The sequence below is a fragment of the Stenotrophomonas sp. STEN021 genome (assembly GCF_056760175.1).
Genome location: NZ_JBRREH010000048.1, coordinates 1 through 21,585, shown reverse-complemented (window position 1 = coordinate 21,585; position 21,585 = coordinate 1). Strand labels below are relative to the sequence as shown.

Annotated in this window: 19 protein-coding genes; 4 read left to right on the top strand and 15 right to left on the bottom strand. The window is 64.6% G+C overall.

The genetic code is table 11. From position 1 onward, the window contains the following. Nucleotides 1–17: 17 nt before the first annotated feature. From ACVOL0_RS11845 to ACVOL0_RS11790, 12 genes are all read right to left on the bottom strand, one after another. A complete protein-coding gene (locus ACVOL0_RS11845) occupies nt 18–2,357 on the bottom strand; it encodes an alpha/beta hydrolase family protein (protein ID WP_481549278.1) in 2,340 nt (779 codons plus the stop codon). Nucleotides 2,358–2,838: 481 nt separating this feature from the next. Beyond that, nucleotides 2,839–3,966 carry a TonB family protein gene (locus ACVOL0_RS11840; RefSeq protein ID WP_481549277.1) on the bottom strand — a complete coding sequence of 376 codons (1,128 nt, stop codon included), beginning with the start codon at nt 3,964–3,966 and terminating at the stop codon, nt 2,839–2,841. Nucleotide 3,967: 1 nt separating this feature from the next. Continuing rightward, nucleotides 3,968–4,561, bottom strand: a complete 594-nt coding sequence (locus ACVOL0_RS11835) for a biliverdin-producing heme oxygenase (RefSeq protein ID WP_481549276.1) — start codon at nt 4,559–4,561, stop codon at nt 3,968–3,970. 10 nt (nt 4,562–4,571) lie between these two features. Next, entirely contained in the window at nt 4,572–7,277 is a 2,706-nt protein-coding gene (locus ACVOL0_RS11830) for a TonB-dependent receptor (protein WP_481549275.1), read from the bottom strand. 70 nt (nt 7,278–7,347) lie between these two features. Next, the gene (locus ACVOL0_RS11825) at nt 7,348–8,295 is read right to left on the bottom strand and encodes a FecR family protein (protein ID WP_481549274.1); all 948 of its coding nucleotides are present in this window, start codon (nt 8,293–8,295) and stop codon (nt 7,348–7,350) included. Next, nucleotides 8,292–8,810, bottom strand: coding sequence for a sigma-70 family RNA polymerase sigma factor (locus ACVOL0_RS11820; protein ID WP_481549273.1), 519 nt, complete (start codon nt 8,808–8,810; stop codon nt 8,292–8,294). Before ACVOL0_RS11820 ends, ACVOL0_RS11825 begins: the two co-directional genes overlap by 4 nt. Nucleotides 8,811–9,137: 327 nt before the next feature. Then, nucleotides 9,138–10,394 (bottom strand): cysteine desulfurase, encoded by a 1,257-nt coding sequence (locus ACVOL0_RS11815; protein ID WP_481549272.1) that lies wholly within the window; start codon nt 10,392–10,394, stop codon nt 9,138–9,140. Next, nucleotides 10,391–11,686 carry a Fe-S cluster assembly protein SufD gene (gene sufD, locus ACVOL0_RS11810; RefSeq protein WP_481549271.1) on the bottom strand — a complete coding sequence of 432 codons (1,296 nt, stop codon included), beginning with the start codon at nt 11,684–11,686 and terminating at the stop codon, nt 10,391–10,393. The genes ACVOL0_RS11815 and sufD overlap by 4 nt, the downstream gene beginning before the upstream one ends. After that, nucleotides 11,686–12,450, bottom strand: a complete 765-nt coding sequence (gene sufC, locus ACVOL0_RS11805; RefSeq protein ID WP_282271346.1) for a Fe-S cluster assembly ATPase SufC — start codon at nt 12,448–12,450, stop codon at nt 11,686–11,688. Before sufC ends, sufD begins: the two co-directional genes overlap by 1 nt. A 36-nt stretch (nt 12,451–12,486) precedes the next feature. After that, a complete protein-coding gene (locus tag ACVOL0_RS11800) occupies nt 12,487–12,897 on the bottom strand; it encodes a lysozyme inhibitor LprI family protein (protein WP_481549270.1) in 411 nt (136 codons plus the stop codon). Further along, nucleotides 12,894–14,369 carry a Fe-S cluster assembly protein SufB gene (sufB, locus tag ACVOL0_RS11795; RefSeq protein ID WP_481549269.1) on the bottom strand — a complete coding sequence of 492 codons (1,476 nt, stop codon included), beginning with the start codon at nt 14,367–14,369 and terminating at the stop codon, nt 12,894–12,896. The genes ACVOL0_RS11800 and sufB overlap by 4 nt, the downstream gene beginning before the upstream one ends. Before the next feature lie 19 nt (nt 14,370–14,388). Continuing rightward, nucleotides 14,389–14,835 carry an SUF system Fe-S cluster assembly regulator gene (locus ACVOL0_RS11790; RefSeq protein WP_057627263.1) on the bottom strand — a complete coding sequence of 149 codons (447 nt, stop codon included), beginning with the start codon at nt 14,833–14,835 and terminating at the stop codon, nt 14,389–14,391. 684 nt (nt 14,836–15,519) lie between these two features. On the opposite strand from ACVOL0_RS11790, the gene ACVOL0_RS11785 reads away from it, so the two are divergent. After that, on the top strand, nt 15,520–15,987 hold the full coding sequence (locus tag ACVOL0_RS11785) for an SET domain-containing protein (protein WP_481549268.1): 468 nt from the start codon (nt 15,520–15,522) through the stop codon (nt 15,985–15,987). A gap of 225 nt (nt 15,988–16,212) precedes the next feature. Here ACVOL0_RS11785 and ACVOL0_RS11780 read toward each other — a convergent pair whose 3' ends face one another. The 3 genes from ACVOL0_RS11780 to ACVOL0_RS11770 all read right to left on the bottom strand — a co-directional run bounded on the left by ACVOL0_RS11780 (nt 16,213) and on the right by ACVOL0_RS11770 (nt 18,008). Continuing rightward, nucleotides 16,213–16,797: a YceB family lipoprotein gene (locus ACVOL0_RS11780; protein ID WP_481549267.1), complete on the bottom strand. Its 585-nt coding sequence runs from the start codon at nt 16,795–16,797 to the stop codon at nt 16,213–16,215. A 281-nt stretch (nt 16,798–17,078) separates the two neighbouring features. Beyond that, a complete protein-coding gene (locus ACVOL0_RS11775) occupies nt 17,079–17,387 on the bottom strand; it encodes a DUF3861 family protein (RefSeq protein ID WP_481549266.1) in 309 nt (102 codons plus the stop codon). A 210-nt stretch (nt 17,388–17,597) separates the two neighbouring features. Further along, nucleotides 17,598–18,008: an HU family DNA-binding protein gene (locus ACVOL0_RS11770; protein WP_481549291.1), complete on the bottom strand. Its 411-nt coding sequence runs from the start codon at nt 18,006–18,008 to the stop codon at nt 17,598–17,600. Nucleotides 18,009–18,310: 302 nt separating this feature from the next. On the opposite strand from ACVOL0_RS11770, the gene ACVOL0_RS11765 reads away from it, so the two are divergent. From ACVOL0_RS11765 to ACVOL0_RS11755, 3 genes are all read left to right on the top strand, one after another. Then, on the top strand, nt 18,311–18,745 hold the full coding sequence (locus ACVOL0_RS11765) for an OsmC family protein (protein ID WP_481549265.1): 435 nt from the start codon (nt 18,311–18,313) through the stop codon (nt 18,743–18,745). Nucleotides 18,746–18,863: 118 nt separating this feature from the next. Then, on the top strand, nt 18,864–19,607 hold the full coding sequence (locus ACVOL0_RS11760; protein WP_481549264.1) for a glycine zipper 2TM domain-containing protein: 744 nt from the start codon (nt 18,864–18,866) through the stop codon (nt 19,605–19,607). 99 nt (nt 19,608–19,706) lie between these two features. After that, on the top strand, nt 19,707–21,389 hold the full coding sequence (locus tag ACVOL0_RS11755; protein ID WP_481549263.1) for an amidohydrolase: 1,683 nt from the start codon (nt 19,707–19,709) through the stop codon (nt 21,387–21,389). The last annotated feature ends 196 nt before the right edge of the window (nt 21,390–21,585 follow it).

The following is a 21,585-nucleotide window of genomic DNA, read 5'->3' as shown; positions in this document are numbered from 1 at the left end:
TCTGCCGGGGACTGACGCTACTGTCTGGTGGACTGGTCCAGGAACTCGCCAACGCGCTTCCACAACGCGGTGCGGTTGGCCGGGTCGACCACCCCATGGCCTTCCTCATCAAAATACAGTTCGACCGGTGGACGCCCGGCCAGGCGCAACATGCGTGAAATGCGCCGGCTGTGCTCGAAGTCCACGCGTTGGTCCTCCCTGCCATGGGCAAGCATCACCGGAATGGACAGTTCGGTGTAGCGATAGAGTGGGGAGGTGTCGCGAATCACGGCGGAATCTTGGTCCGGGTTGCCCATCATTTTCTCGGCCAACTGCCGTCCCTTCTCGCTGCGTGCGGTATCACTGGCGGTGAAGAACAACGCGCGGTCGCTGATGCCCGCGATGGAGACCGCACAACGGAAACGCTGCGGCCAGCGGATAGCGGAGACCAGTGCCGAGTAACCACCATAGCTGCTGCCGACCACGCACATCCGTGAGGCATCAAGCGGGTAGCTGGCCAGCGCAAGATTGATTGCCGCATCGATGTCGTCCTCGATGCGCGTGCCGTAATTGCGGTGCCCCGCTTCACGGAAGGCGCGTCCATAGCCTTCCGAGCCACGGAAGTTGACGCGCAGCACGGCATAGCCGCGGGAGGCGAGGAACTGCACTTCAGGATCGAAGTGCAGGCTGTCGGCAACGCCGATTGGACCGCCATGGGGCAGGACTACCAGCGGGCGCGGCTGTTGCGCTGGCGGCAAGGTAAGGAACGCCTCCACGTCCAGGCCATCGCTGGATTTGAATTTCAGTACCTGGGTGGGCGCGAATGTACGGTCCGCCAACCAGGGATAGGATTGCGCCAGCAATGAGGCGCGGTTCTGCTGCGTGTCCAGGTGGTACAGCTGCGAAGGTGCGTCGGCACCGTCGACCTCCACGACCATGTTGCTGCCGTCGCGGCTGCGCCCGACCAGTTGCACGGCCTGGCCCGGGAAAGCGTTGCCCAGCTGCCTGCCAACGCGGGCATCGTTGTCCTGGAAATAAGCCGAGAGCAGTTGGCCATCACGATAGAACTCAACGCCGATGGGATTGCGCTTGTCGTCGAAGATCGCCGCTTGCACGTCGGTGCCCTGCTGCGAATACAGGGTGCGTGTGATCGAGCGTGTGGCCACGTCATATTCGACAAGATCCCGCTGGCTGCGCTTCTCGTCGGTCAGCGCGTAGATCTTGCTGGCATCCGCGGAGATCGCGATCGGGTCGAAGTCGAGCTCGTCCGACAGCACCATGACATCTCGGAATCCATCTGCCTGGCGCTGTACCAGCACGTAGTCTTCACCGCGCTGGACGATGCCCAGGCGCAGTTCGCCGGCGCCATCGGCAAACCACCAGGTGTCATCGTTGATGCCGGTGTTCAGGCGGGTGCGCATCTGCGGGCGGAAACCCTCGACGGCTGCCTGGTTGGCGGCATGGAGTGGGTGGACCATCAACTTGCCATCGCGCCCCCTGCTTGCGAACAGGATGTAGCCGGGCTTGCCGGGCAACAGATCCAATACCTTGCCTTCGCCAGGAACCATATAGCTCGCATAGCGCGGTTTGCCGTCGGCAGCGGTAGTGATATGCAGTACGGAGACCCGGTTCAAGCCGTTGGACAGGCGCACCGAGGTAAGCAGTGTTTCATCGTCGGCCCAGCGGAATGAGGCCAACGGCATGTCGCTGCTTCCCAGCCGGGTCTGGATGCTGGACTTGAGGTCGATGATGTCCACCGCCCAATGCTTGTCGTCCTGGCGCACCTGCATGGCGAACAAGGTGCCTGCAGGGTTGAGGCTGGAGGCCAGTATCTGCGGGTCCTGCCAATAGGGGTCAATCGCGGGCTTGTCCTTGTCCGCTGCGGGCTTGTTGGTCGCCGCTGCCGTCTCGACCTCGGCCGGGAAGGTCCTGGCTCCAGCCTGTTCCTTGTAAAAGGCCGGGAACGGGTCTGTGTAGTGACCGGCATAGGTGAAGGCAAAGCGTGCATACAACGCAGGATGGGTGCGCTGCAGCCAGTCCATCGCTGCCAGGCTGCGATTGGAGCGATGAACGTCGGCACGCCACATCGAAGTGGGACGGAACACCAGGTCGCCCGGATAAACAATGGTGCCGGCATCAACCTGGAAGGCCAGTTCTTCTTCATCCTTGAGCAGGTAGCGGAAGCCATTGAAGGGCTGCAGCTCACGCCACACATAGCGCCCAGCGCTGGCGACATAAAGACGGTAGTTGTGGCCGGCCTGCAGGCGCGACATGACACCATCGCCCCAAACTTTGCCATCGCGATTCAGGCGAACCGAATCCAGCTCGATATTGGTGTCCACGGCGGCCAGAATCAGTGCCTCACCAGGTTTGAGCACGGGGATTTCACCGGGTTTCACCGGATCAATAGCGGCCCAGCTGGCCGCGGGCCAGCACAGGCAGGCGAGTAGCAGCCAAAGGCCAGCTCGTGACAATGACAAGGTGCGTCCGTGCTTCATTCCAACCCCCGTTTTCGGCTTGCAAGGCTGGCATGGCATGCAGTTGGAGACAAGTGTTGTCGGGTGGTCTGCCCGAGCCTGAGGTGTGCTCCCCCGCTGTCGGCAAAAAGGGACCAAGGACGCCTGTTTGCACGCCACTGACGCCCGTACTGATGAACGACAGAAGGCCATGCCTTCGGATCGGAAGGATTGGGGAAGGACAGAGCTCGGGGCGGCTGGATTTCCAGCTTCGCGGTTTTTGCCGTCCCGACCGGCGCAAGGCTGCTTGTAGTGCCGAGCCATGCTCGGCAGAGGCCTCGCATCGGACAGTTCATCAGCTTCGCGGCTTGCGCCGCTCCTACAGGCAAAATCCGCGTTGAGCTCAGCGCATGAAAAACTCGACAGGGAATGACAGCTCCAGCGGTGCTTTGCGCGCCTCCGGCACTGCTGGCAATGGCGTGGCACGGCGGAAGGTATCCAATGCGGCCTGATCGAGCATGGCCGAACCGGAGGTCTGCTCCAACGCCAACGAGAGTACCGAGCCATCGCGGGCAAGGCTGACGCGGACGTGGACGATGCCTTGTTCGCGGCGCGCGCGGGCGGCGTTGGGATAGCGCCGGTGTCGTTCCAGCTTGGCCATCACCCGGCCTTCCCAGCTGTCCTTGCCGGGGTTTGCTGCGCTTGGCGCGGGCGGCAGCGGCGGGGTCTGCGGTGCGGCGGCGATCGAAGCTTCCTGTTGTTGCGGGGCCAGCGCCTGCCGCACGGGTTGTGGCGGCGCGGGTGGTGGAACCACCCAGTTGGCGTCGGCGCGCGGTGGCGACGGCGGCAGCGGGCGCGGCGGTTCCGGTTTCTGTTTCTCCGCCGAGGCCGCAGCGGAAGGTGTTGGGGCGACGATTTCTTCCAGCGGCTGCTCCGGTGCGCGCGGTGGCAGCATCACCAGTTGCGTGCGCTCGGCTGGCTCCTCCAGCGGTGGATCCATGCTTGGCGCGCGGCTCCACAGCAACAGCGCGAACATTCCAATGTGCAGCAGCACGGTCACGGTTGCGGCGACCGAGCGGATGCCGCGATCTTCGGACTGCGGGGACGGGACCGGTGCCACGCCGCGCGGCAGCGGCCGGGTCAGCAGATACACCGCACAGCCCCCCATGCCGACCGCAACCGCCAGCCACAGCAGCAGCGATGGATGCGCGAAGTACCAGAACATCGCAAAGCCCAGCGCCATGCCGCCGCAGGCAAAGGCTTTGGCGCGCTTGGACATCGCGCCCTGCTCGCGCCAAAGCCGCAAAGGCGGGCCGAACTGCGGGTGCTGCAGCAGCCAGCGCTCGAAGCGTGGCGAGGAGCGGCCAAAACAGGCGGCAGCCAGGATCATGAAAATGGTGGTGGGCATCACCGGCAGCAATGCGCCGATGATGCCCAGTGCCACCATCAACATGCCCAGCAACAGATAGCCCACGCGCACGGCGCGGTTGCGCCGTGGCAGGGCTGGAGCGGTGCTCAGCGTTGCTTCCATTTCAGTCGGCAAAGGCCTGCTCGACATAGCCATGCACGCGCTGGAACGCCGCGGTGGCACCGGCCACCATGCGCTGCTCCTGCTCGGCATCCAGCGCATTGCCATCCAGTGCCTCGGTGAAACGCCGCCAATGACGTGCGCGGCCGTCCGGATGTCCAGCCAGGTGACGCGCGCCGTGGTTGGCATCCAGGCCGATCTTCGCCGCCAGCTTGAACAGGATGGCCGCGCCGAGGTTGGAGCCTTCGACCACGTACAGCCAGCCCAGCGCGGTGGCCGGGTCGATGTCGCTGCCCAGGGCTGCATGATCATCGGCAGGCAGGGCTTCGCCCAGATCGAGCAGGTCCTGCTGCAGCTCCTGCAGGCGCTGGCGCTCGGCCAGATCCGGCAACAAGCCCTGCAGCGCCGGCAGCGAATACAGCACTGCCAGGTCGCGATGGAAACGGTATTGCACGCGCAGGAAGCGCCGGTAGTTGTCCAGTGAGGCGAAGGGTTCGCCGCGCATGATGCGTTGATCAAGACGATCATGCGTGCCGTGGGTGGCGGCTTTCAAACGTTGGCTGCGGCTGATTTCCTGCAGCATGGGGGAAGCGGACATATACGGTTCCTCAGAAGTTGACGGTGAAGCCCATGCGCACGGTGCGACCCGGCGAGGGCATCAGGCCCAACGTCATCGCGTCCATGTAGTAACGGTCGGTGAGGTTGTCCACGCCCAGGTCGAGCGCGACGTGCTCGTTGATGCGGTAGTTGGCGAACAGGTCGACCAGTACGTAGGAACCCCAATCGACCACCGGGATGATGCTGCTGGCACGCGGCAGGGTCGGGCGGTTGCCGGTGTAGCTGACCCGGCCACCGGCGGTCAGGCGCTGGTCCAGCTGATGCGTGCCCAGCGTCAGTGCACCTGCGGCGCGTGGCGGGACGTGATTGCTGGCGTAGCTGTCGGTAACGCCGCCCGGATAGCAGGCCGGTGACTTGGTCGGATAGGCGCGGTCGCTATGGCAGAAGTTGGTGTGGGTGTAATAGCTGCCGGACAGCTCACTGAAGAAGCGTGGGGTGCGGTACTCGGCGGTGATCTCGTAGCCCTTGAAGTCGGCGTTGTCGATATTTTCGATCACCGGCGCCGACACCCAGCCGTCCAACTGCACGGTGGTGCGGGTCAGGTAATCCTTTACGTGGTTGTCGAAGTAGGCCAGCTTCAGGCGTGCCTGGTCGCCTTCGGCGAACAGGCCGTCGCGCAGCAGGTTGATGCCGTACTCGCGGTTCCTGGCGCGCTCCGGGCGCAGGTCCATTGCAAACGTGCTGGGGACCGGGCCGGAGCTGGTCTCGAACAGGCCGGGCATGCGCAGTGCTTCAGCGTAACGGGCATAGACCTGCACGCCCTCGAACGGGGTGAAGGTGATCGCCGCGATCGGTGCATTGCCGCTGGCCTTGTTCTGCAGGTGGACGTCGGTATAGGTGATGGGGCGGATCTGCGACGGTACCCGGGTGACTTCGCGGTCATAGCTCTTGTAGCGGGTGTGGCGTACCGCGGCGTCGAGCTTCAACCAATCGGTCGGCACCCACTCGGCGCTGGCGAACAGGCTGCTTTCCTCGCGCTTGGCGTTGTTGCTGCTGAAGCTCTGCGAGGCGCTGATCGGATGCACGTCTTCCTTGCCGTGGGTGAAGCCGTACTGCAGGGCGACGTCGCCCCAGGCGGTGATGAAGCGCGAGGTGTTGGTGGCATCGATACCCCAGCGCTCGGCCTGGCGGTAGGTGGTTTCGATATAGGTGTACTCCGGCGGCAGCGCCGGGAACGAGTAGACGTTGCGGATCGTGTTGTCCAAGGCGGTACGCCAAGCGTTGGCCTTGAAGTCGATCAGCTCGTTGGCCGGCTGCCAGCGGTAGCGTGCGGTCCAGGTGTCGGCATCGACATCGCTGAGCGCCGATTGCAGCGCGCCTTCACCGCGCAGGATGGCCGACGGCATCAGCTCGCCGTAACGACTCTGGTATTTCATGCGGCCCAGTTCCAGCGCCTGATCGGGGCTGGGCTTCCAGGTGCCCTTGAGCAGCCAGGATTGGTTGTCGACCGAGGTGTTGAGCACTTCCTCGCCGGCACGGAAGCGGTTCAGGCCTTCGAAGCTGACGGTGGTGTACTCGACCCAGCGGCCACGGCTGTCGGTGGTGCGCGAGGTGGCGTAGTGCGGCTCGGGGGCACCCGGGCCGTTCTCGCCGGCGAAGTAGTTGCCGGTCTTGCGTCGCGCGAAGGCGCCGAGCACTTCGAACTGGCCCCAGCGCTTGGCCGCGGCAACACTGCCGCTACCGCCGGTCGGGGTGCCGGTGGAAGGACGGTCCATGCCGGTCTCATCTGCGAACTCGCTTGGCAGCTGTTGCACCGTGCAGGTGCGGCCACCACCGCAGGCGGTCAGGAAACGGCCGCCATTGCGCAGGCCGCCAGTGGTGAAGGCCGGCGGCGGCGAAGACGAATTGTCGCTGAAGCTGCCTTTGAGGCGGATGCCCCAATCCTTGTCGCCGCTGATGATGTCGTCGGCGTTCAAGGTGCGCATGCTGACCACGCCGCCGATCGCGCCCACGCCTTCGGCACCGCTGGTCGGGCCCTTCTGGATGTCGATGCCACCGATCATGTCCGGGTCGATGTAGCTGCGCCCGGCTACGCCGGCATAGCCGCGGTAGACGGTGACCTGCTGCTGGCTGCCGTCGATCAGCACCGGCACGCGGTTGAAGCCCTGCATGCCGCGGATGTTCAGATCGAGCGCGCCGGAGTTGCGGTTGTCGCCGTTGATGACACCGGCCACGCTCTTGAAGATGTCGCCAGCCTGGGTGCCGCGCGAACGCTCGATCTGCTGCAGCGACAAGTGCGCGCCGGACTGCGGCGAGCTGTAAGGCGTGTCAGCCGGATTGCGACTGTCATCGCCGAGCTGGGTTCGGTTTCCCTGGTCACCCTGTACCCGCAGCGTGCCGATGCGTTCCACGCCGTTGGCCGGCGCGCGCTGTACGGTCAGTGCGCCGCTGGCGGTGGTGGCCAGTTGCAGGCCGCTGCCCTGCAGCGCCTGGGCGGCGGCCTGTTCGACCGAATACTGGCCATGCACGGCCTTTGCTTGCTTGCCCTGCAGCAGGGCGGGGTCCACCGACAAGGTGCGGCCGGCGCTGGCGGCGATGCGGTTGAGGCTGGCACCAAGCGGGCCGGCGGCGATCTGGTAGTCGATCAAGGCGGCATCGGCGGTGGTTGCGCTCTGTGCATGGGCCAGCGGGACGGCACAGGCCAGCGACAAGGCCAAGGCAAGGCAGGAGGGGCGGAGCAGGGGAGAGGCGGACATCGATACGGCTTCCGAAAGAGGGTTTCGGATAGGGATGTGTATCGAGGGCGGAAAACCGGACACGCCCACGCTATTTTTTTTCGATCAGTGTGAGCGGGCCATAGGAACGGATCAGCAGCGGCAGGGTTTCGGCCAGGGCGGCCAAGGTACGGTCACTGTCGTCCAGCGCGAATACGCCTTGCACGCGCAGCGCGGCGGCCTCCGGCGATACCCGCAGGAAACCGCTGCGGTAGGTGCGCAGGCGCTCCACCAGTTGCAGCAATGGCGCGTTGTCGAGGCTGACCCGGCCGTGCAGCCAGTCGGTCAGTTGTAGTGGATTGCTGCCAAGGGCGGTGATGCCGCTGGCGTCGATGCGCGCGCCTTCGCCGGCCTGCAGGCGCAGGCTGTGGCCGCTGCCGTCCTCGATCAGCAGGTGATCGCTGAGCACGCCAATCTGGGTCGAGGTTTCATCGCGTTCGACCATGAATTTGCCGCGCAGCAGGCTGAGCCGGGCATGCAGGGAGTGCAGCAGCAACGGACGCGGGTCGGCGGCGATGTCCAGCAGTGCACGCCCGCGCCGCAGCCACAGTTGGCGCTGGTTGGCGCCGAAATCCAGATCCATCGCGCTGCGTGCATCCAGCGTGAGTGTGCTGCCGTCGTCCAGTGCGAAGCGGCGGCGTTGCCCGGTGGCAGTGCGCAGGTCGGCGCTGAGTTCGCGCAGCGGGAACTTGCGGTCGGCCAGCAACGCGGCGCCGCCAGCGGTGACTGCAAAGGCCGCCAGCGAGCGCAGTGCGACACGCCGCGACGGGCGCAGCAGCAGTTCGCGTGCCTGTTGATCCTGGCCGGGGTGACGCTGGGCAACCTCGCGCAGGCGCTGGAAGCGGCCCTGGATTTCCTGCAGTTGCTGCCATGCGTTGCGATGCTCGGCTGAGGCATCCAGCCAATGCTGCAGCTGCTGATGGCTGTGTGCGTTGGCACTGCCGGATTGCAGCAGCACCATCCAGTCGATGGCGGCATCCATTGCAGTCTGCTCGCTCATTTGAGCGCCTCCGTCTGCTGCAGATCCTGCAGGCAGCAAGTCCATGCCTGGCGCAGATAGCGACCGACGGTGCGTACCGATACGCCGAGTTGCCGTGCGATCTGCTCGTGGCCCATGCCGTCGAGCTGGCTGTAGAGGAAGGCCGCGCGCGCCGCTGCCGGCAGCGATTGCATGCTGCGGTCGACCAGCAGCACCGTCTCCAGCAGTAGCGCACGTTCCTCGGGCGAGGGCGAGAACGCCTCCGGGCTGTGGCGCAGCTGTTCCAGCCAGGCCTGTTCCAGATCACGGCGGCGGCGCAGATGGAACAGCAGGCGCTTGGCGATGATGGTCAGGAACGCGCGTGGTTCGTCGATGCTGGCCAGCGGTGTACGCGAGGCTGCGACCTGGCTGAAGGTCTCGGCAGTGAGGTCTTCGGCATCCCAGCGGCAACGAACCTGCCTGCACAGCCGTGCCAGCAACCAGCGGTGATGGTCGCGGAACAGGGTGGCGAGGAGGGAGGACGACGCGGGGGTCATTGTTTATGCAAATGCGAATTGTTCGCATTATGGCATGTGTGACGGGCGCTGTGCAGCAGGGGTGTTCTGGTGGATTGCGGGAGCGGCGCAAGCCGCGAGGCTGACAGATTGTCAGATCGCGGAATCAACGAGGCCTGCAGCGACGCTCGCTTCGCGGCTTACGCCGCTCCCACAACCAGAACGAATGCAATGCCGAGGATGCTGTCGAAGCCAGCAATGCGCTCCCTCCCTTTGCCGAAGGCAAGGGGAGGGCTGGGGAGGGGTAGAGCTTGTGCTGTTGGATTTGTGGCTTCGCGGCTTACGCCGCTCCTGCAACAACCGGATTTCTCAGCCCAGCAGGCTGCGCACTTTCTTCAGCGCCGCCATGAAGGCTTCGATCTCTTCATGCGTGTTGTAGAACGCCAGCGAGGCGCGGCAGGTGGCGGCGACGCCGTAGTACTGCAGCAGCGGGTGCGCGCAGTGCTGGCCGGAACGCACGGCAACGCCTTGCAGGTCGAGCAGGGTCGCCAGGTCATGCGCATGTGCGCCTTCAATCTGGAACGACACCACCGCGGCCTTGTTCGGCGCAGTACCGAAGATGCGCAGGCCTTCAACGCGCTGCAGTTCTTCGGTGAAGTGGGCCAGCAGTTCCTGCTCGCGCGCTTCGATGTGTTCGCGGCCGAGTTCCTCCAGGTAGTCCACTGCGACGCCCAAGCCAATGAAGCCGGCGATGTTCGGGGTGCCGGCTTCGAACTTGTGCGGGCCGTCGTTGAACACGGTGCCGTCGAAGCTGACTTCCTTGATCATCTCGCCACCACCGAGGAAGGGTGGCATCTCCTGCAGATGCTCGCGACGTGCCCACAACGCGCCGGTGCCGGTGGGTCCGCACATCTTGTGGCCGGTAACGGCATAGAAGTCGCAGCCGATAGCCGACACATCCACCGTCAGGTGTGGTGCGGCCTGCGAGCCATCAATCACGGTGATGATGCCGCGCTTGCGCGCTTCACGGCAGATATCGCGCACCGGGTTGATGGTGCCCAGCACATTGGATACGTGAGTGAGTGCCAGCAGCTTCACTTCCGGGGTCATCGCTGCGTGCAGCGCGTCCAGGTCCAGGCTGCCGTCGGGGCTGATCTCGGCCACGCGGATGCTGGCGCCGGTGCGCTGGGCGACCAATTGCCACGGCACGATGTTGGCGTGGTGCTCCATGCGCGAGACCAGGATCACATCGCCAGCCTTCAAGCGCGGCAAGGCCCACGAATAGGCGACCAGATTGATCGCGAAGGTGGTGCCGCTGCACAGCACCAGCTCATCGCTGCGCACGTTGAGGAAACGCGCCAGTTTGGTGCGCGCACCTTCGTAGGCATCGGTGGCTTCAGTGCCAAGCGCGTGCACCGCACGGCTGACGTTGGCGTTGTAGCGGCGATAGAACTCGTCCACCGCGCCGATCACCGACAGCGGCTTCTGCGCGGTATTGGCATTGTCGAAATACACCAGCGGCTTGCCGTTCACTTCGCGCATCAGCAGCGGGAAGTCGGCGCGCACGCGCTCCCAGTCGGGGGCGGTGGCCGAAGCGTGGAACGGACGCGGGGAACTGAGGTTCATGCCATGCCTGCCTGTTGCAGTGCCTGGTCCAGGTGGCGGGCCAGTTTTTCGGTGAGAGCGCCTTCCACGGCGGACAGCGGCTCGTGGCAGAACGCCGCGCTGAGCATGGCGCGGGCCTGTTCGGCCGGCACGCCGCGCGAACGCAGGTAGAACAGCGCATTGGCGTCGAGCTGGCCAACGGTAGCGCCGTGCGCCGCCTTGACCTCGTCGGCATCGATCACCAGCGTCGGCTGGGTATCGATCTCGGCATCGGCCGACAGCAGCAGGTTCTTGTTGGACAGATTGGCATCAGTGCCATCGGCGCCTTCGCGGATACCGATGCCGCCATGGAACACCACGCGACTGCGGTTGGCGGCAACGCCGCGCCAGACCAGTTCGGCGCTGGTGTTCTTGGCGATGTGCTCGATGCCCAGGCGGGTATCGATATGGCGACGACCGGTGCCCAGCAGCACGCCATTGGCGGTCAGCTTGGCGTTGTCGCCTTCCAGGCGCACGTTGAGCTCATGACGGCTCAGCGCGGCACCCAGTTCCAGGTCGATGCGGCGGTATTCGGCATCGCGTGCAAGTACCGCATCGGTACGCAGCAGCGAGGTGGCACGCGCGCTGTCGGCTTGCACGCGGGCGTGCGACAGCACGGCGTCCTGGGCAATGTGGACGTGGATCAGGGTATTGTCCAGGTGCGCGCTGTCGCCAGCCTGGAGGTGATGTTCGACCAGGCCGAACACGGCGCCACGGCGCAGTTCGATCAGGTGGCGGTGATGCCAGGCGTGGTCGCTGGAATCCGCCGCGCTGACAAACACCAGATGCAGCGGGGTTTCGCTGACGATGCCGTCGGCGACCTGTACGAGCACGCCTTCATCGGCGAGTGCGGCATTGAGCTGGGCGAACACTTCTTCGGCGCGCTCGAAGCGACGGCCGAGGAAACGCAGCGCTTCGGGTTCTTCGGCCTGCACGGCAGACAAGGTGCGCACCTGCACACCGGCATCCAGCGACGACAGATCGCTCAACGCAGCGCTGTGGCGACCGTTGACGAAGACCAGGCGCGGCGACGGGATGTCGGCCAGCAGCGCGGCATCGATGTCCGGGGCCTGCAGTGGCGCGGCGGTGAAGCTGCGGCGCTCCAGCTGGCGCAGTGAGGTGTACTTCCAGGCCTCGTTGCGGGCGGCGGGCAGACCGGTCTTGAGCGCAGCCTCAAGAATCTCCTCCCGTTCGGCGATTTTCGTTGAATCCCCGCACATGGATGTGCGGGCTGTTGCGAAGGATTCGCGCAACGAATCGAGCAGGGCAGTCATTACTTGGCCGCCTCGCGGACCACGCGGTCCTTCAGGAAGTCATAACCGTGGGCTTCCAGCTCCAGCGCCAGTTCCGGGCCACCGGTCTTGACGATGCGGCCGTCGGCCAACACATGCACCACGTCCGGCTTGATGTAGTCGAGCAGGCGCTGGTAGTGGGTGATGACCAGGAAGGAGCGCTCCGGCGAACGCAGCGCGTTGACGCCATCGGCCACGCTCTTCAGCGCATCGATGTCCAGACCGGAGTCGGTTTCGTCGAGGATCGCCAGCTTCGGCTCGAGCACGGCCAGCTGGAAGATCTCGTTGCGCTTCTTCTCGCCACCGGAGAAACCTTCGTTGACGCCACGGTGCAGCAGCTCGTCCTTCAGGTGCAGCACTGCCAGCTTCTGCCGGACCAGCTTGAGGAACTGCATCGAGTCCAGTTCTTCCTCGCCACGGGCCTTGCGCTGCGCATTGAGCGCGGCGCGCAGGAAGTAGGTGTTGTTGACGCCGGGGATTTCCACCGGGTACTGGAAGGCCAGGAACAGGCCGGCGGCGGCGCGTGCTTCCGGTTCCAGTTCCAGCAGGTCGCCATCTTCGAACTGCACGCTGCCGGCGGTGACGTCGTAGCCGTCGCGGCCGGACAGGACATTGCCGAGGGTGGACTTGCCGGCGCCGTTCGGGCCCATGATGGCGTGCACTTCGCCCGGCTTCACTTCCAGCGACAGACCTTTGAGGATTTCCTTGTCGCCGATGCTTGCGTGGAGGTTTTCGATCTTCAGCATGAGGGTGCGTTCTTCAATATGTAGGGTGCGGGGCGATCAGAGCTCGCCTTCGGCGCGATCGAGGAAGGTGGCGCGCAGCCACTGGGTGCGCTGCCGGGTCAGTTCGGCCTTGTTGGCCGAATACAGCATCGGGTACATCGAGCCATATAGAACGCGCGGATTCTCGTCCTTGCCCACCGGGTAGCGCGCTTCGATGTCGGCATCGCGCAGCGGGACCCAAAGGCGTTGGGCGGCGCGCAGCTTGTCGATGGCGACCTGCTGGCCCTGCAGCTTCTGCATCACCTGCCGGTACACGGCATTGAGCTCGGCGTCGGCCGCGGTGGCTTCAGCGGCCGCGCACTCGTTGATATCCAGCTGGGTACGGGCGTCATCACAGGCCTTGCCCGGCGACGCGGCGGCGGCCGCGAACGGCAGCACGGCCAGCAGTAGCAGCGGCAGGCGGCTCATCCGACCGATCCTTCCAGCGACACTTCCAGCAGCTTCTTGGCTTCCACCGCGAACTCCATCGGCAGCTCCTTGAAGACCTGCTTGCAGAAGCCGTCGACAATCATCGACACCGCGTTTTCCTGGTCGATGCCGCGCGCACGGCAATAGAACAGCTGGTCGTCGGAGATCTTGGAGGTGGTGGCCTCGTGTTCGACTGTCGCGGTCGGATTCTTCACTTCGATATAAGGGAAGGTGTGGGCGCCACACTTCTTGCCGATCAGCAGCGAGTCGCACTGGGTGTAGTTGCGCGCGCCTTCGGCGCCACGGTCGACACGCACCAGGCCGCGGTAGGTGTTCTGGCCACGGCCGGCGCTGATGCCCTTGGAGATGATCTTGCTCTTGGTGCGCTTGCCGACGTGGATCATCTTGGTGCCGGTATCGGCCTGCTGACGGTGGTGGGTCAGCGCGACCGAGTGGAATTCGCCCACCGAGTCGTCGCCCAGCAGCACGCAGGACGGGTACTTCCAGGTGATGGCCGAGCCGGTTTCCACCTGGGTCCAGGTCACCTTGGAGCGCGCGCCACGGCATTCGGCACGCTTGGTGACGAAGTTGTAGATGCCACCGACACCGTTCTCGTCACCCGGGTACCAGTTCTGCACGGTGGAGTACTTGATCTCGGCATCTTCCAGCGCCACCAGCTCGACCACTGCGGCGTGCAGCTGGTTCTCATCGCGCATCGGCGCGGTGCAGCCTTCCAGGTAGGAGACGTAGGCCTTGTCTTCGCAGATGATCAAGGTGCGCTCGAACTGCCCGGTGTTGCTGGCGTTGATGCGGAAATAGGTGCTCAGCTCCATCGGGCTGCGCACACCGGCCGGCACGAACACGAAGCTGCCGTCGGAGAACACCGCCGAGTTCAGCGCGGCGAAATAGTTGTCGCCGACCGGCACCACCGAGCCCAGGTACTTGCGTACCAGCTCCGGGTATTCGCGGATGGCTTCGGAGATGGAGCAGAAGATCACGCCCTTGTCGGCCAGTTCCTTGCGGAAGGTAGTACCGACCGAGACCGAGTCGAACACCGCATCCACCGCCACGCCGGCCAGCTTGGCACGCTCATGCAGCGGCACGCCGAGCTTTTCGTAGGTGTCCAGCAGTTCCTTTGGCACTTCGTCCAGCGACTGGTACTTCGGGCCCTTGGGCGCGGAGAAGTAGCTCAGCGCCTGCAGGTCGATCGGCGCGATGTCGAGCTTGGCCCAGTCCGGCTGGCGCATGGTCAGGAAGTGGCGGTAGGCGTCCAGGCGCCACTGCGTCATCCACTCGGGCTCGTCCTTCTTGGCCGAGAGGGCGCGGATGACGTCCTCGTCCAGGCCCGGCGGGAACGACTCGGATTCGATCAGCGTGACGAAGCCTGCGTCGTATTTACGACCCAGTTGCTCATGGATTTCACGGTTCGGGCTGTCGACGGTGTCGACCGGTTCGATGATTTCGGTGGCCATCAGGGCTGCCTACGGTTGTTCAGGAGACGACGTCGGCGCTGATGCGGCGACGGTCGGCAAGCGGTAAGGGGTGCAGCATCTGCGCGAGGGTGACGCCGCGCAGGGCATCGGAAACCACGTCATTGATCAGCCGCCAGTTCGAGCGCACACCGCACTGCCCGGCAAGGCCGCACTGGCTCTGCTCCTGGCTGCATTCGGTGATGGCCAGTGGGCCTTCCATCGCTTCCAGGATCTCGATCAGGGTGATCTCGGAGGCCGGGCGGGTCAGCCGGTAACCGCCGTGCACGCCGCGCAGGCCTTCGACCAGGCCAGCCTGGGCCAGCGGCTTGAGCAGTTTGCTGACGGTGGGCGGTTCCAATCCAGCGGCTTCAGCCAGATCGGTTGCGCTCAGCACTTCGGCAGGCCGTGCGGCAAGCACGGTCAGGACGACGGTGGCGTAATCGGTGAGCTTGGTGACGCGGAGCATTGCGGGAGCGGGGGTATCAATGTGGACCAAAATTGTACGCTTTCTGGTCCGGGGGGCCAAGTTTTGCCGTTCAGCTCCCAGAAGCCCCAGCCAATCATGGGACTGCAGCAGTTTCCTCTCCCCTCGTGGGAGAGGACGCCGAAGGCAGGCGAGGGGGCGGCGCAGCCGCTGCAGTTCTCCTCTCCCCATGCGGGAGAGGATGCCGAAGGCAGGCGAGGGGGGGCGCAGCCGCTGCAGTTCTCCTCTCCCCTTGCGGGAGAGGATGCCGAAGGCAGGAGAGGGGGCGGCGCAGCCGCTGCAGTTCTCCTCTCCCCTTGCGGGAGAGGATGCCGAAGGCAGGAGAGGGGGCGGCGCAGCCGCTGCTTTTCGCTTTTACTTCCCCAAAAAATCAGGCGGGCATACACAGTGGTGGGCTTCAATTCCGCGCCAAAAGCTACCCCTCTCCCAACCCTCTCCCGCAAGGGGAGAGGGGGCAAGAGCAGGTGCACGCGGGGCCATTGATCTTCCCCTCTCCCCTTGCGGGAGAGGATGCCGAACGCAGGAGAGGGGGAGCGGCGCAGCCGCTGCTTCATGCTGTCGATTCGCTGCAGAGCGGAAGCAGAATCCCCAATCCCAGTGACTCCCCTTGGGTTGTCCTGCCCGATGGGCGAGAATCACCGCCTCACTCACGTTCCGGCCATGTACATGCCCAAGAAGATCCAGGCGCGCAAATCCTCCATCCACGGCAACGGCGTGTTCGCCGTGGCAGCCATCAAGAAGGGCGAGCGTGTCATCGAATACAAGGGCAAGCGCCGTACCCATGCCGAAGTGGACGCGGACGATGCAGGTGATGTGGAAACCGGCCACACCTTCCTGTTCACTCTGAACGACGACTACGTCATCGATGCCAACTATAAGGGCAACGATGCACGCTGGATCAACCACAGCTGTGACCCGAACTGCGAGGCGATGATCGAAGAGGCCGAAGGCGATGACCGCACCGCCGACAAGGTGTTCATCGAAGCCATCCGCGACATCAAGCCGGGCGAAGAGTTGACCTATAACTACGGTATCACCCTGGCCGAGCGTCACACCCCGCGCCTGAAGAAGATCTGGGAGTGCCGTTGCGGCTCGCCCAAGTGCACCGGCACGATGCTGCAGCCGAAGCGCTGAAAGGCGCCCGCTGCTCTTGTGGGAGCGGCGCTGGGTGGCCTCGGGCCATAAGCCGCGAAGCTGGTGTCAGCTCAGGTGCTGCCAATAGAAGTCGAAACGGTTCTGTTCGGGGAAGGCCCGGCTTCGAGGCTGATACATCGTCAGCTTCGCGGCTTACGCCGCTCCTACAAACAAAGCTAAAGAGGCCGCTATCGCGGCCTCTTTCACTTCTGCCAGCTGTCCGGCTCAGTTCCCCAGCAAGCCCTGCGGCACGAAACTGCCCAGGTTCTGGTTGAAGTCCACGGCGATGCGGCCGTTCTGGATGCCTACCGACTTGACCTGCAGCACGCCCATCACCTTGGCGATGGCCGGATCGATCTTGTAGATCGGCTCGCGGCGGGCGTAGTCGGCCAGCCAGCTGTTGAGCAGGCTGCGGGTGCTTGCATCCAACTCACCACCACCAGCACTGGGACGGAAGCCATCTACCGTGGGCTGGTCCAGATGGAAGCCCTGGGTCTGCGTGTCGTAACGCAGGCCGCTGCTGATCTGTACATCGCCCACCGGCATCGACGAACCACCCGCGGCCATGGCCAGGTTGAAGCCCAGGTCCAGGCGGCTGCCCTGCGGCAGGGTCAGGCGCGGCTGGCTGACAGTCAGTGCAAGCAGGCCGCCGAGTGCCTGCTGCGTACGCGGGAAGCTGCCGTCCAGGTATTGCTGCACATCGGCGGCGCCAACGGTCAACTGTTTGCCGTTGATCTGCGGCGCGGCATGGACACTGCCGGCCATGGCGACCAGGACGATGCTGGGGAGGAGCAGGGAACGCAGATTCATCGGGGGCACTCGGTGATGGCGGCAGGTCGGACTAGCAAGATAACCGGATCGGGTGAACGGTTAATTAGCAGGCCGGACCGAATCGCACTGCAATGATCCCCGGTGGGTGCCCCGGGCATTGCGATCGATGAGCGGAGTGCTGCAATACCAGTCCTTGGAGTGCTGTTCTCCGGTCGCGATGATCAAGCGCGCAGGCCAGTATTTCCGCCTGCGCAAGCGAATTCCGCTCCCGTGCGACGATGTTGGAGGTCTGCAGCGCCGGTCGGCATGCAGCCAACGGCTCACTCCGTCGGGGTCTGCAGCTGCTTGAGCTTGTGCAGCAACTGGCCGAGCTCCGGCTGCAGCGCGCTCAACAGGCTGTCGGGCTTGGCGGCCGATTCGGCCATGGTTTCGAGCAGGCCGGTGACAACCACGATGCCAGCGTCCTCATTGCAGGACAGCCGACGTTGGCCTTGCGCGGATTCCAGCTGGCGCATCCAGTTGTATTGGCTGCGCTGTTCGAATTCGATCGAGCAGCGGCCGCTGCACTGCTGGCCGTCAGTCTCGATCGGAGTGACGGAGATTCGGTAGCGATGCTTGCTGATGGACATGGTGGACTGCGTGGGGAAGCGGTGGGAGTGGCCACCATAGGCCCGTGCTGGCGCAGGTACGAGGCGTTGAACCATGACGCTGTGTTCCAGCGTTTCCGCGGTGTCACCGGCAGAACGCTGCGGGCCATGGGAACGTTTTCCAGCAAACCATAAAGCCAAAAAAAACGGAACGGCAGGGCCGTCCCGTTTCTTCGCCAAGGGGCGCGCTGATTACAGCGCAGCGTCCTTGAGCTTCTTGAGCGGACGCACCTTGAGCTTGGTGGTGGCCGGCTTGGCGGCAAACCACTGCTCTTCCTTGGTGAACGGGTTGATGCCCTTGCGCTTCGGCTTGGCAGCAACGCTCACGGTGGAGATCTTCAGCAGGCCCGGCAGGGTGAAGGAACCAGCGCCCTTCTTGTTGACCGAAGCGGCGACGGCGCCTTCCAGGGCGGCGAACACAGCGCGCACGTCCTTGGCAGCGACCGAGGTGGCTTCTGCGATGTGGGCAACCAGACCGGACTTGGTCAGTGCTTCCTTGATCGGCTTCGGTGCGGCCGGCTTGGCGGCAGCCTTGCTGGCAGCCTTCGTTGCTACTTTCTTCACTGCCTTCTTCGGGGCAGCCTTTTTAGCGGTCTTTGCCATGATTTCCTGTTCCGTGAACGGTTGGTTGTTGGTCGTGCCGACCCCGTCGGCAAGCGAAATGTAGGGCATGAATTGCGCGACGCCAATAGGTAATCGAAGAAAAAGCCCATAAAAATTGCTTCCGGGCGTATTTGGACAACAAATCGGTGCCGCAGGGCATGCAAAAACAGGCCCGGACTGCAGTCAACCACGCTGTTGCCCTTACTCGGCGGGCACGCTCTCGTGCTGGCAGCGACAGCGCACAAACTACTAACGCGGGGTGGTTTAGGCTGACCGCGTCATCCACCACGAGGAGTTCGACCATGGGTATTTCGCGTCACGCCACCGCGCACTGGGAAGGCGATCTGAAGACCGGCCAGGGCCGTTTGAACACGCCGCAGAGCGGTTTGATGGAAAACACCCGCTACGCCTTCAACAGCCGCTTCGGTGATGAGAAGGGGACCAACCCCGAAGAACTGATTGCTGCCGCACACGCAGGTTGTTTCACCATGGCGTTGTCGGCCAAGCTCAGCGAAGCCGGCTTCCCGCCGACCTCGTTGGACACCCGTGCCGATGTCGACCTGTCGATGGAGGGTGGCCCGCAGCTGTCGCAGATCCGGTTGAAGGTAAAGGCGGTGGTGCCGGGCCTGGACGAAACCCGGTTCCGCGCAATTGCCGATGATGCCAAGCAGAACTGCCCGGTCTCCAAGGCGCTGAGTGCAGTGCCGATCAGCCTGGATAGCGAGTTTTCAGCCTGATTTGGCTATGGCCCGGCGAGCGTTCAGCGCTGGCCGGGCCGGTTCAGGATCGTTTCACCCGTCGCGCCTGAGCATCGCTCATCCCTCGTTCCTCATTCCAGCCGGAGTGGTTACTGCCATGAGTCGCTCGCTAGCTGTTGCCGCTGTCCTTGCTGTCGGTGGTCTGGTCGCCTCCAATGCGTCCGCGCAGCGCTACGACGACGGCCAGTATCGTCCCAACGGTTCTTACGATGATGGCCAGTACCGGCCGGATCCGCGCTATGACGACGGGCAGTATCGCAACCGGAGCAATGCCAGCAGTGGCCCGGTTTACGACTACGCACGGGTGGTGCGGGTGGACCCGGTGATCGTCAACGGCAACCAGGGCCGCAACGAGCGCTGCTATGAGCGCAACGATGGCGGTTATGTGGACGACAACAATGGTTATCAGGCTGGCGACTACGGCAACAACAGTTACGGTAACAATGGCTATCGCAATGATGGCTATGACCAGCGTGGCTACGACAACGGCCAGTACCGGCAGGGCAACGAGAGCGGTCGCCAGTGGGCGACGGTGATCGGCGGGCTCGCTGGTGCGGTGATCGGCAGCCGCATCGGTGGCGGTGACGGACGCTACCTGGGTACCGCGGTCGGCACCATTGCCGGTGGTGCGGCCGGTCGCGCCATCTACGAGGCCAGCAATCGGCCCACCTACCGGCGCGGTGACGTGCGTGTGTGCGAGCCTACCGGCTATGGCAGCGAGAGCGAGCGGGTGGATGGCTACGACGTTACCTACGAATACGCTGGGCGGCAGTACCATACCCATCGCGATTACCACCCGGGCGAGCAGATCCGCGTACGCGTGGATGTAAGCGCCGACTGAGCGCAGCGGGCGTTTCCGCCCGTATGAGGTGCAGGGCACGGTTTGTCAGGCTGGGCCGATGACGGCATAGTCCACCCATTCCGTTGCGGAGAGTGCCTGATGCGTCGTATTGCCTGTGTAGCCCTGTTGCTCCCTTGCCTGCATGCAATCCCGGCCCAGGCCGAGGTCAAGCTGCTGGTCGCCGATACCATCCGCACCGGCGACCCGGCGCAGCCGGTGGTCGGTGCCATCGCCTGGGAAAGTGACAGCGGCAAGATACTGGACGTGGGCAGTGCCGATGCACTGCTGCAGTTGTATCCGCAGGCACCGCGCATCGACGTGGGCGACGCGACCGTGGTGCCGGGCCTGATCGATGCCCATGCGCACATCATGGGTCTGGGAAATACCCTGATGCAGGCCGACCTGACCGGCGCACGCACCCGTGGCGAAGTGCTGGAGCGGCTGCAGGCCTTCGAGAAGACGCTGGCGCCCGGCGAGTGGTTGCTGGGTCGCGGCTGGGACCAGAACCGTTGGGACAATACCGATTTCCCGACCGCTGCCGATCTGGATGCGGCCTTCCCGCAGCGGCCGCTGTATCTGGAGCGTGTTGATGGCCATGCTGGTTGGGTCAACAGCGCGGCCATCCGGATTGCCGAGAAGGCGGGCAAGTCGCTGTCCGGCGATTGGCAGCCGGAAGGAGGACGCATTCTTCGCGATGCTGCTGGCAAGCCCAGCGGCGTATTGGTCGATGGCGCAGCCGCGCTGGTCTACGCGCAGATCCCGGCACTGGACGATGCCTCACGCGAAAAGCGCCTGCAGGCTGCACTGCAGGCGGCGGTCAGCAATGGTCTGACCGGTGTGCATGACATGGGCGTGTCGCGCGAGGACCTGACGCTGATGAAGCGCCTGGCCGACCAGGGCAAGCTGCCGCTGCGCATCGACGCCTATGCCGACGGCAACAATGAAGCACTGGAGGACCTGTGCAAGGCTGGTCTGTATGCGCATCCCGGCGGTCGCCTGCAGATGCACGGGGTGAAGCTGTACATGGATGGCGCACTGGGCAGCCGCGGCGCCGCCCTGCTCACCGCTTACAGCGACGATCCGCACAACCATGGTCTGCTGATGACCTCGCCGGAGGAATTCGAAGCCGCCGTGCGCAAGGCGGATGGCTGCAAGGTGCAGGTCGCCACCCATGCGATCGGTGATCGTGGCAACCGCATCGTGCTGGATACCTATGAAAAGGTGCTGGGCACACACAAAGACAACGATCATCGCTGGCGCATCGAACACTCGCAGGTGGTGTCGCTGCAGGACATCCCGCGCTTCGCCAAGCTCGGCGTCATCGCCTCGATGCAGCCGACCCACGCCACCTCGGACATGGGCTGGGCCGAGCAGCGGGTCGGGCCGGAACGCATCCTCGGTGCCTACGCCTGGCAGCGCTTCCTGCACAGTGGCGCGCGCCTGGCATTGGGCTCGGATTTTCCGGTGGAGCAGGTCGATCCGCGTCTGGGTCTGTACGCGGCAGTGACCAGGCAGGACCGCGACGGCCAACCGCCGGGTGGTTGGCAGCCGGAACAGCGCCTGAGCGCTGCCGAAGCGCTGCGTGGCTTCACCAGCGACGCGGCCTGGGCGGGCCATGACGAAGCGCAGGTAGGCAAGCTGCAGCGCGGACTGCGTGCGGACTTCGTGGTGCTGGACGGCGACCCGCTCAAAGTTGCGGCCGACCAGCTCGATGACCTGAAGGTGCTGTCGACCTGGGTTGATGGTGAGCCGGTTTACAAGGCAGCTACACCGGAAGGCTGAAGCCCTCCGGCGGTGACAAGGCTTTCCGTTTGAACACCTGAGTCACCCGAGAGCCGATGCCAATCCCTTGGCATCGGCTTCTTTTGTAGGAGCGGGCGGGGGCCCGCCCCCGCGCCGTAATGAGGTGTGGGCAAGGCGGGCGGCGGGATGGGGACGAGCGTGGGCGGGGGCGCCCCGCCGACACAAACAAGCGCAT

Bases quoted from the DNA above. Each gene is read 5' to 3' on its own strand.
- ACVOL0_RS11840 (WP_481549277.1), bottom strand. From the start codon at position 3,966: ATGGAAGCAACGCTGAGCACCGCTCCAGCCCTGCCACGGCGCAACCGC.
- ACVOL0_RS11835 (WP_481549276.1), bottom strand. From the start codon at position 4,561: ATGTCCGCTTCCCCCATGCTGCAGGAAATCAGCCGCAGCCAACGTTTG.
- ACVOL0_RS11830 (WP_481549275.1), bottom strand. From the start codon at position 7,277: ATGTCCGCCTCTCCCCTGCTCCGCCCCTCCTGCCTTGCCTTGGCCTTG.
- ACVOL0_RS11825 (WP_481549274.1), bottom strand. From the start codon at position 8,295: ATGAGCGAGCAGACTGCAATGGATGCCGCCATCGACTGGATGGTGCTG.
- ACVOL0_RS11820 (WP_481549273.1), bottom strand. From the start codon at position 8,810: ATGACCCCCGCGTCGTCCTCCCTCCTCGCCACCCTGTTCCGCGACCAT.
- ACVOL0_RS11815 (WP_481549272.1), bottom strand. From the start codon at position 10,394: ATGAACCTCAGTTCCCCGCGTCCGTTCCACGCTTCGGCCACCGCCCCC.
- sufD (WP_481549271.1), bottom strand. From the start codon at position 11,686: ATGACTGCCCTGCTCGATTCGTTGCGCGAATCCTTCGCAACAGCCCGC.
- sufC (WP_282271346.1), bottom strand. From the start codon at position 12,450: ATGCTGAAGATCGAAAACCTCCACGCAAGCATCGGCGACAAGGAAATC.
- ACVOL0_RS11800 (WP_481549270.1), bottom strand. From the start codon at position 12,897: ATGAGCCGCCTGCCGCTGCTACTGCTGGCCGTGCTGCCGTTCGCGGCC.
- sufB (WP_481549269.1), bottom strand. From the start codon at position 14,369: ATGGCCACCGAAATCATCGAACCGGTCGACACCGTCGACAGCCCGAAC.
- ACVOL0_RS11790 (WP_057627263.1), bottom strand. From the start codon at position 14,835: ATGCTCCGCGTCACCAAGCTCACCGATTACGCCACCGTCGTCCTGACC.
- ACVOL0_RS11785 (WP_481549268.1), top strand. From the start codon at position 15,520: ATGCCCAAGAAGATCCAGGCGCGCAAATCCTCCATCCACGGCAACGGC.
- ACVOL0_RS11780 (WP_481549267.1), bottom strand. From the start codon at position 16,797: ATGAATCTGCGTTCCCTGCTCCTCCCCAGCATCGTCCTGGTCGCCATG.
- ACVOL0_RS11775 (WP_481549266.1), bottom strand. From the start codon at position 17,387: ATGTCCATCAGCAAGCATCGCTACCGAATCTCCGTCACTCCGATCGAG.
- ACVOL0_RS11770 (WP_481549291.1), bottom strand. From the start codon at position 18,008: ATGGCAAAGACCGCTAAAAAGGCTGCCCCGAAGAAGGCAGTGAAGAAA.
- ACVOL0_RS11765 (WP_481549265.1), top strand. From the start codon at position 18,311: ATGGGTATTTCGCGTCACGCCACCGCGCACTGGGAAGGCGATCTGAAG.
- ACVOL0_RS11760 (WP_481549264.1), top strand. From the start codon at position 18,864: ATGAGTCGCTCGCTAGCTGTTGCCGCTGTCCTTGCTGTCGGTGGTCTG.
- ACVOL0_RS11755 (WP_481549263.1), top strand. From the start codon at position 19,707: ATGCGTCGTATTGCCTGTGTAGCCCTGTTGCTCCCTTGCCTGCATGCA.